The 8202-nt window shown below is 74.3% G+C and carries 7 protein-coding genes; 3 read left to right on the forward strand and 4 right to left on the reverse strand.

The window, feature by feature from the left end:
* Both ACWEMJ_RS32890 and ACWEMJ_RS32895 read right to left on the reverse strand, forming a co-directional pair.
* Positions 1-2028: WXG100-like domain-containing protein (locus ACWEMJ_RS32890; protein WP_452140807.1), on the reverse strand; the 2028-nt coding region annotated here is incomplete at its 3' end.
* A 65-nt stretch (positions 2029-2093) separates the two neighbouring features.
* Positions 2094-2438 carry a WXG100 family type VII secretion target gene (locus ACWEMJ_RS32895; RefSeq protein WP_452140808.1) on the reverse strand — a complete coding sequence of 115 codons (345 nt, stop codon included), beginning with the start codon at positions 2436-2438 and terminating at the stop codon, positions 2094-2096.
* Positions 2439-2650: 212 nt separating this feature from the next.
* Here ACWEMJ_RS32895 and ACWEMJ_RS32900 point away from each other — a divergent pair, with 212 nt between their 5' ends.
* On the forward strand, positions 2651-3505 hold the full coding sequence (locus tag ACWEMJ_RS32900) for a hypothetical protein (RefSeq protein WP_452140809.1): 855 nt from the start codon (positions 2651-2653) through the stop codon (positions 3503-3505).
* A gap of 18 nt (positions 3506-3523) precedes the next feature.
* Here ACWEMJ_RS32900 and ACWEMJ_RS32905 read toward each other — a convergent pair whose 3' ends face one another.
* Together ACWEMJ_RS32905 and ACWEMJ_RS32910 are read right to left on the reverse strand one after the other, a co-directional pair.
* Positions 3524-4687 (reverse strand): NADH-quinone oxidoreductase subunit D, encoded by a 1164-nt coding sequence (locus ACWEMJ_RS32905; protein WP_452140810.1) that lies wholly within the window; start codon positions 4685-4687, stop codon positions 3524-3526.
* 14 nt (positions 4688-4701) lie between these two features.
* A complete protein-coding gene (locus tag ACWEMJ_RS32910; RefSeq protein WP_452140811.1) occupies positions 4702-5706 on the reverse strand; it encodes an SAM-dependent methyltransferase in 1005 nt (334 codons plus the stop codon).
* Positions 5707-5811: 105 nt separating this feature from the next.
* On the opposite strand from ACWEMJ_RS32910, the gene ACWEMJ_RS32915 reads away from it, so the two are divergent.
* Together ACWEMJ_RS32915 and ACWEMJ_RS32920 are read left to right on the forward strand one after the other, a co-directional pair.
* Positions 5812-7032, forward strand: a complete 1221-nt coding sequence (locus ACWEMJ_RS32915) for a sensor histidine kinase (RefSeq protein WP_452140812.1) — start codon at positions 5812-5814, stop codon at positions 7030-7032.
* A 14-nt stretch (positions 7033-7046) separates the two neighbouring features.
* Positions 7047-7736, forward strand: a complete 690-nt coding sequence (locus ACWEMJ_RS32920; RefSeq protein WP_452140813.1) for a response regulator — start codon at positions 7047-7049, stop codon at positions 7734-7736.
* The last annotated feature ends 466 nt before the right edge of the window (positions 7737-8202 follow it).

An 8202-nucleotide genomic window follows, 5' to 3' on the forward strand; every position in this document is an offset into this window, starting at 1 on the left:
GGGGGCACCCGCCGCGGCGCCCGGGGCGCCGGGGGTGCCGGCCGCGCCGGGCGTGCCGACGGGCGCACCGCCGACCGGGCCCGCACCGGCCACCGGGCCGGCGCCGACCGGGCCGCCGACCGGAATGCCGCCGCCGCCACCGACCGGGCCGCCACCGCTGACCGGGCCGAGCTGGATCGACCCGCCACCGCCGCCGCCCGAGCCGCCGCCGAACACCGGGCCGGAGTCGCCGCCCCGGTGGATGCCGCCACCGCCGCCACCGCCGCCGGACGACCAGATGTCGCCGCTGCCCACCGAGGGCGGCAGGTTCGGCGCGGGCGGCGCCAGCACCGAGTCGACGTGCACCGACACCGGGCCGTGCGAGGACGGGGAGGGCGAGGGCGCGTCGTTCGGCGACCAGTTGCCGCCACCGCCGCCGCCGTACGAACCGCCACCGCCACCGCCGCCGCCGACCGGGGCCCCGCCGCTGTGCGAACTGCTGTACACGGGAGCCGAGTTGTTCGGGTAGCCGGAGTTGCCGTTGCCCCGATGCGGGTTGCCCCCCGGGGCGGACTGCGACCGGTCGCCGCCCTGGTCGGGGCCCGGCCCGTCGTGCAGCGCGCTGTCGATCTTGCCCGGCAGGCCGCCCAACGGGCCGTTGCCCGCTCCGTTCTGCGCACCCGGGCCGTTCTGCGCGCCGGGGACGTCGTGCCCGTTGCCCCGGCCGTTGTGGTGGCCGCCGAACTGGCCGCCGTTGCTCTGCCCGTCGGTGATGGTGACGGGCTGCCCGTCCTTGCCGATCAGGTCGAGCGGGCGGCCGTCGGCGCCGAACTGGACGATCTGCCCGTTCGGGCCGACCGCCTGCAGGTCCGCGTTGACGGTGACGGCCTGGCCGTTGCTGCCGACCAGCAGGTGGCCCTTGGGGTCGGCGACCAGGCCGGAGACCGGGGTGCCGTTGGCGGCCATCATCACCGGGTGGCCGTCGTCGCCGAGCTTGGGGTGGCCGTCCAGGCCGAGGGCCAGCGTGATGCCGGTGCCGAGCAGCGCGCCGGTCAGGCCGACCAGCAGCGGCTTGCCGTCCTTGCCGAGCAGCGGCTTGCCGTCCTCGCCCATCGCCACGCCGCTGATCGGGGTGCCGTCCGGGCCGACCAGCTGGCTGCCGTCGGCGCCCTGGGTGACCTTGACGCCCTCGACGCCCTTGACCCGCTGGCCGTCGTCGCCGACCAGCACCGGGTTGCCCTGCCGGTCGGTCTTGACGGTGCCGTCGGCCTTCAGCTCGGCGTGCACGCCGGCCACCCCGGCGACCTCCACCGCGCTGCCCACGCCGGACTTCGCCAGCACACCGGTGACCTGCCCGGAGCGCGCGGCCATCGAGGACTCGCGCCTCTCGCCGTGCAGGCCCCGGCCGTCGGTCTGGGCGATCCGCTCCAGCGCCACCAGCGCCGGCTCCTTGGCGAGCGACTTCGCCGCCTCCGCCATGTCCCGCTCCAACTGCTCCAGCAGCTGGCCGATCTTCCGCTTGGCGTCCGCGACCGCCGCCAGCTCCTCGGCCTCGGCGACGCCCTCCTTCACGGCGGCGACCGCGCCCGACACCAGGCCGGAGACCACGCCGCCGGAGGTGATGTCCTTGCCGGCCTGCGCGAGCTGCGCCTTGGCCTTCGCCTCGGCCGCGTCCGCCGCCCGGATCTTCTCGGTCAGCTCCTGCAGCACCGCGATGATCTCGGCCTTGCTGTGGTCGACCACGCCGGCCGCCTTGTCCAGCGCGGCGGCCACCAGCCCGGCCGCCGCGGAGGCGTCGTCCAGCTGGCCGCGCCCGCCGCCGCTGAACTGCTGCCAGTGGGTGGCGAACGCCTCCACCGCGGGGCCCTCGTTCTCCCCGGACACCCGCTGCGCGGAGGTGTTGCCGCGCCGCACCAGGGCGTCCGCCTCCGAGCCGAACTCCCGCCACAGACCGGCCGCTCGACGCAGCCCGTCCTCGTCCGCCTGCGGCCACGCGTGGCCGGTCCGTGCCAGCGCGGGGGCGAGTTCCTCCGGCAGGTTCCTGGACACGTGCTCCCCCTTCGGGTGGTGCGGTTCGGCGTGCACAGCCGCCCGCCGCGTGCTCTGACTGCGGTTCAGGCCCGGCCGGTTGCGGTCGGGTGGTTCAGCGACGGCGCGTTGAAGTCCGCGCTGATCTCGCTGTCGGTGCGCTCGATGCTGTCCGCCATGGTGTGCAGACCCCGACCGATCCGGTCGAGCCGCTCCGCCAGACCCTGCAGCCCGGCCAGCACGCCTTCCCTGGCCTCGCCGTACGCGGCGCCGAACGGCTTGCCCGGGGCGTCACTGCCCCACGGCGCGCCCAGCGCCGCCAGCCCGCTCTCCAACTGCTTCGCCGCGCTGCCGAACTCCTTCGAGACGGACTCGAACTCCCGTCCCTCGCCGTGGAGTTCCCACGACCGGATGACGACCTTGTCGCCCATGTGCACTCCCCCGTGCAAGGACGCTCGCGCGTCCGACCTACCCCCGGCTGGGACATCCTAGAGCCGCGCACCGCCCCCGCCGCCCGGGCTGCGGTCCTTTTCACAGCCGTTTCACCTCCCCACCCCCGGAAACCCGGCCAACTCCGGCAAACCCTCCGAAAAGCCGCACCACCGCACGCCGCGCTTCCCCGCCCAGGCCATACCCTTGCCGGGTGGCACCAGCTGACAGCGCGAAGAACAAGAAGTCCAAGAAGTCCGGCAAGGCCCCCAAGCCCGCCAAGGGCCCGGTCGTCGACCTGGCGATGCCCACCGTCCGCGAAGTCGCCCTCGACTTCCCGCGCGCCTGGGTCGAATTCACCGACCCCGCCGACGACGACCAGGTGTTCCGCTGCGACCTCACCTGGCTCACCTCCCGCTGGGGCTGCATCTTCGGCAAGGGCTGCCACGGCATCCAGCCCGGCCGCGGCGCCTCCGACGGCTGCTGCACCCTCGGCGCCCACTACTCCGACGAGGAGGACGAGCAGCGCGTCGCCGAACACGCCGCCCGCCTCACCCCCGACATCTGGGAACACCACCCCGAGGGCACCGACGCCAAGGGCCGCATCCGCCGCGACGGCGGCATCACCATGTTCGACGAGGACGGCGACCGGCAGACCCGCCGCGTCAACGGCGCCTGCCTGTTCCTCAACAGCCCGGGCTTCCCCGGCGGCGCCGGCTGCGCCCTCCACGTCCTGGCCCTGCGCGAAGGCCTCGACCCGCTCCAGACCAAGCCCGACGTCTGCTGGCAGCTCCCGATCCGCCGCACCTACGACTGGATCGACCGCCCCGACGACACCCGCTACCTCCAGGTCTCCATCGGCGAGTACGACCGCCGCGGCTGGGGCCCCGGCGGCCACGACCTCCACTGGTGGTGCACCGGCTCCCCCGAGGCCCACAACGCCCCCGACCCGGTCTACGTCTCCTACCGCCCCGAACTCACCGAACTCATGGGCCCCGCCGCCTACGCCACCCTCGTCACCCTCTGCGAGGCCCACAACCCCAAGCTCGCCCCCCACCCGGCTGATTGACCACGTGGGGGCGCGCCCTTACTTGTCGATGTCCCCCACCACAAAAAACATCGACCCCAAAATCGCCACCATGTCCGCCACCAACGTCCCCGGCAACAACTCCGTCAGCGCCTGGATGTTGTTGAACGACGCCGACCGCAGCTTCAGCCGCCAAGGCGTCTTCTCGCCGCGCGACACCAGGTAGTACCCGTTCAGCCCGAGCGGGTTCTCCGTCCAGGCGTACGTCTCCCCTTCGGGAGCCTTGAGCACCTTGGGCAGCCGCAGGTTGATCGCCCCGCCCGGCATCCCCGCCAGCCGGTCCAGGCACGCGTCCGCCAGCTCCAGCGAGTTCGCCGTCTGTTCGAGCAGGCACTCGAACCGCGCCAGGCAGTCGCCCTCCTCCCGGACGGGCACCCGCAGCACGTCCTGGAGCTCGCCGTACGCGAGGTACGGCTCGTCCCGCCGCAGGTCGAAGTCGACGCCGCTGGCCCGGGCGATCGGCCCGCTGACGCCGTACGCGTGCACGTGCTCCTTCGAGAGCACGCCGACGCCGGCCGTCCGCCCCCGGAAGATCTCGTTGCCGAGCACCAGGTCCTCGAACACGGGCAGCTGCGAGCGGACCACGCCGACCGCCGCCCGGACCCGTCCGAGCCACCCGGCCGGCAGGTCCTCCTTCAGGCCGCCGACCCGGTTGAACATGTAGTGCATGCGGCCGCCGGAGGCCTCCTCCAGCACGTGCTGGAGTTCCTCGCGTCCGTTGAAGGAGTGGAAGATCGGCGTGATCCCGCCCAGTTCCAGGGGGTACGAGCCCAGGAACATCAGGTGGTTGAGCACCCGGTTGAGCTCGGCCAGCAGCGTCCGCAGCCAGACCGCGCGCTCCGGGACCTCCATGCCGAGCATCCGCTCGACGGCCAGCACCACGCCGAGTTCGTTGGCGAAGGCGGACAGCCAGTCGTGCCGGTTGGCCAGCATGATGATCTGCCGGTAGTCACGGGCCTCGAAGAGCTTCTCCGCGCCGCGGTGCATGTAGCCGATGACGGGTTCGGCGGAGCTGATGCGTTCGCCGTCGAGGACGAGTTTCAGTCGCAGGACGCCGTGCGTGGACGGGTGCTGGGGGCCGATGTTGAGAACCATGTCGGTGCTGCCGGGCCCGCCGGGGAGCGTCTGCGCGCCCGGGCCGATGCCGACCGTGGTCTCCGTCATGGTCGTCGACTCCTTCATGAGGTGAGAGTCTGCCATCCCGGCAGGCCCGCGAGGTCGCCCGGTACCGGCATGCGGACGGCCTGGACCAGCCAGTGGAACGCGCCGAGCCCGCCGGGGTCGGTGAGTTCGGCGGCCTCCCCGGCCCCGCCGAGGGCCCGCAGGTACCCGGCCGGGTCGCTGCTCGCGAGGGCGAGCGGCGGACGGGCGCCGCTGACGCCGAGCGCGTGCAGCGCGGCGCGCTGGGTGGTCAGCAGCGTCGGACCGTCCGGGACCGCCGCGGCGTCGAGGGCGACGTGCGCGGTGAGGTCGCAGCCGCCGTCGGGGACGGGCGCGGTCTCCCGGCCGTCCCGGAAGCCGGTGAGGGTGCCGAACGGGGGCCGGGCGTCACGGGTGTGCGCGTAGTCGACGGCCACCGCGAGGCCGCGCTCCAGCGCGCCGACGGCCCGGGCCCAGGCGGCGTCCCGGGGCCCGCCGAGCTCCACCCGCTCCCCGCCCGGCCACCACTGCTCGGCCCAGGCGGCGTCCTCCGCGCCGAGCGGGCCGCCGAGCCGCTCGTAGCCCTCCGGGTCGACCTCGACGTACCGCAGCTCGCCGTCCTCGTCGCGTTCGGCGATGTCGAGCGGCACGTTGTCGAGCCACTCGTTGGCGAACAGCAGGCCGCAGACGCCGCTCGGCAGTCGGGGCCCCCAGGCGATCGCGTCGGGCAGGCCGGCCGGGCGGTCGGCGAGTTCGACGGCGTAAAAAGCGACCCGGGCGCGCAGGTCCGCGGGCAGGGCGTCGTACACGGCGAGGGTGAGTTCGCCGCGTCCTGCGCCGACGTCCACGAAGGCCGGCCGGTCGGGCGAGCCGAGCGCGGCGTCCACGCCGGCCAGCAGCCGGGCGACCGCGCCGGCGAACCGGGCGGAGGCGTGCACGGAGGTGCGGAAGTGCCCGGCCGGGCCCTCCGGTCTGCGGTAGAAACCGCCGTCGGGCCGGTACAGAGCGTGATCGATCGCGGGCCGCCACCGCATCCAAGTCATAGCGGGCGACGTTACCGGGAGGAAGGCGTCTCCACCCTGGGGAGTAGCCGTGGATCGCCCCTGCGGCGGACCTGAACACACCGTCCGACTCCCTAGGCTGGACACGTGCATCGACTCAACGCCTGGCTCCGCCGACACCCCGTGGTGGTGGACTCCGCCTGGGCACTGCCGGTGCTGTTCTTCGGCGTGCTGGTCGCGATGGACCAGGTCGACCGGGACGGCCGGCCGGTCTCCGGCGCGCAGCTCGGCCTGGGCATCGCGTTCGCCGTGATCCTGCCGGGGCTGATGACCGTGCGGCGGCGCTGGCCCGACGCCACCACCGCGGCGGCCGTCGTCATCGGCCTGATCCACGTCGCCGCCGTGATCGAACCCGGCGCGTCCTCCGCCGCCTTCCTGGTGTTCGCCTACACCGGCGCGGCCTTCGGACGGCCCTGGACCTCCCGGCTGACGCTGGTCGCCAGCCTGGCGGCCGGCTCGCTCACGGTGTGGCGGCTGGTCCCGCCCAGCCCCGCCGAGAACGACACCTTCCTCAAACGGGCGGCGCTGGCCGCGCTGATGACCACCCCGTTCGTCCTGTGCTGGGCGTGGGGCCGGCTGACCCGGGTCCGCAGCGCCTACCTGGTCGAACTGGAGGACCGGGCCGCCCGGCTGGAGCGCGAACGGGACGCCCAGGCGCAGGTCGCGGTCGCCGCCGAACGGGCCAGGATCGCCCGCGAGCTGCACGACGTGGTCGCGCACAACGTCTCGGTGATGATCGTCCAGGCCGACGGCGCCGCGTACGTCATGGACTCCTCCCCGCAGCAGACCAAGGAGGCGCTCGGCACCATCGCCTCCACCGGCCGCCAGGCGCTCGCCGAGATGCGCCGCCTGCTCGGCGTGCTGCGCACCGCCGACACCACCGGCGAGTACGTGCCGCAGCCCGGCGTCGAGGAACTCCCCGAACTGCTCGAACAGGTCCGCACCGCCGGCCTGCCGGTCGAGTTCACCGCCGGCGGCGAGGTCCGCGAACTCCCCCGCGGCCTGGAACTCACCGTCTACCGGATCGTCCAGGAAGCCCTCACCAACGTCCGCAAGCACGGCGGCCCCGGTGCCAGCGCCAAGGTCTCCGTCGACTTCCGGGACGGCGAACTGGAGGTCGTGGTCGAGGACGACGGCCGCGGCAGCACCCGCGAACAGCTCACCGCCGGCGGCACCGACGGCCTCGGCCACGGCCTGATCGGCATGCGCGAACGGGTCGGTATGGTCAGCGGCAGCCTGGACGTCGGGCCCCGGCCCGGCGGCGGCTTCCGGATCCGGGCCGTCCTGCCCCTGAAAGTGTCCAAATGAAGGAGACCCGACCGATGCCGATCCGCGTGATGCTGGTCGACGACCAGGAACTGCTGCGCACCGGCTTCCGGATGGTCCTGCAGTCGCAGGGCGACATCGAGATCGCCGCCGAGGCCGGCGACGGCCAGCAGGCGCTCGACGTGCTGCGCACCGCCGACGTCGACGTGATCCTGATGGACGTCCGGATGCCCCGCCTCGACGGCGTCCAGGCCACCCGCCGGATCTGCCTCGACGACCGCGGCAACCCGATCGAGGGCGCGCCCCGGGTGCTCATCCTCACCACCTTCGACCTGGACGAGTACGCCTTCGCCGCGCTCAAGGCCGGGGCGTCCGGGTTCCTGCTCAAGGACGTGCCGCCGATCGAACTGGTCGCCGCGATCCGGGCCGTGCACGGCGGCGACGCGGTGGTCGCGCCCACCACCACCCGCCGCATGATCGACCGCTTCGCCGAGGTCCTGCCCACCCCCGCCACGACGCCCGGCTCCGCCGTCCTCGGCCCGCTCACCGAACGCGAGCGCGAGGTCTTCCTGCTGGTCGCCCAGGGCCTCTCCAACGGCGAGATCGCCGCCCGCCTGGTCCTCTCCGAGGCCACCGTCAAGACCCACGTCGGCCGCATCCTCGCCAAACTCGGCCTCCGCGACCGCGTCCAGGCCGTCGTCCTCGCCTACGAGAACGGCCTCGTCCGCGCCGGCGAAACCCCCTGACCCTCCCCTGCCCCCACCCACCCACCCGAGCACCCCCCAGCCGAACCGCACCCCGCGCCCCGGGCCACCCCTCCCCCCATCGCTGGCGGGCCACGGGTGGGTGGGCGCAGCAAAACCGCACCCCGCGCCCCGGGCCACCCTCCCCCCTTCGCCGGCGGGTGCTCCGGCGGGTGGGCGCAGCGGCCCCGTACCACCGCCCCGTCCCCTGCCTTCGCCCCCTTCCGCTGGCGGGTGCTCGGGCGGGCGGGTGGGCGCAGCAAAACCCAGCCCCGCACCCGGCCGCGCCTCCCCTCTTCGCGGGCCCCGCACCACCCACCCCCATCCCGTCCCCACCTCCCCCCTTCGCCGGCGGGTGCTCCGGCGGGCGGGCACAGCAGTCCCCCACCACCGCCCCGTCCCCACCTCCCCCCTTCGCTGGCGGGTGCTGGCCGTGCTCGCCGACGCCCACCGGGCGCTCGGCGTCGAG

It is taken from the genome of Kitasatospora sp. NPDC004531 (genome assembly GCF_053602195.1).

Excerpts from the sequence above, each read along its gene's own strand:
- ACWEMJ_RS32910 (WP_452140811.1), bottom strand. The coding sequence starts at position 5,706 with ATGACTTGGATGCGGTGGCGGCCCGCGATCGATCACGCTCTGTACCGG.
- ACWEMJ_RS32905 (WP_452140810.1), bottom strand. The coding sequence starts at position 4,687 with ATGACGGAGACCACGGTCGGCATCGGCCCGGGCGCGCAGACGCTCCCC.
- ACWEMJ_RS32895 (WP_452140808.1), bottom strand. The coding sequence starts at position 2,438 with ATGGGCGACAAGGTCGTCATCCGGTCGTGGGAACTCCACGGCGAGGGA.
- ACWEMJ_RS32920 (WP_452140813.1), top strand. The coding sequence starts at position 7,047 with ATGCCGATCCGCGTGATGCTGGTCGACGACCAGGAACTGCTGCGCACC.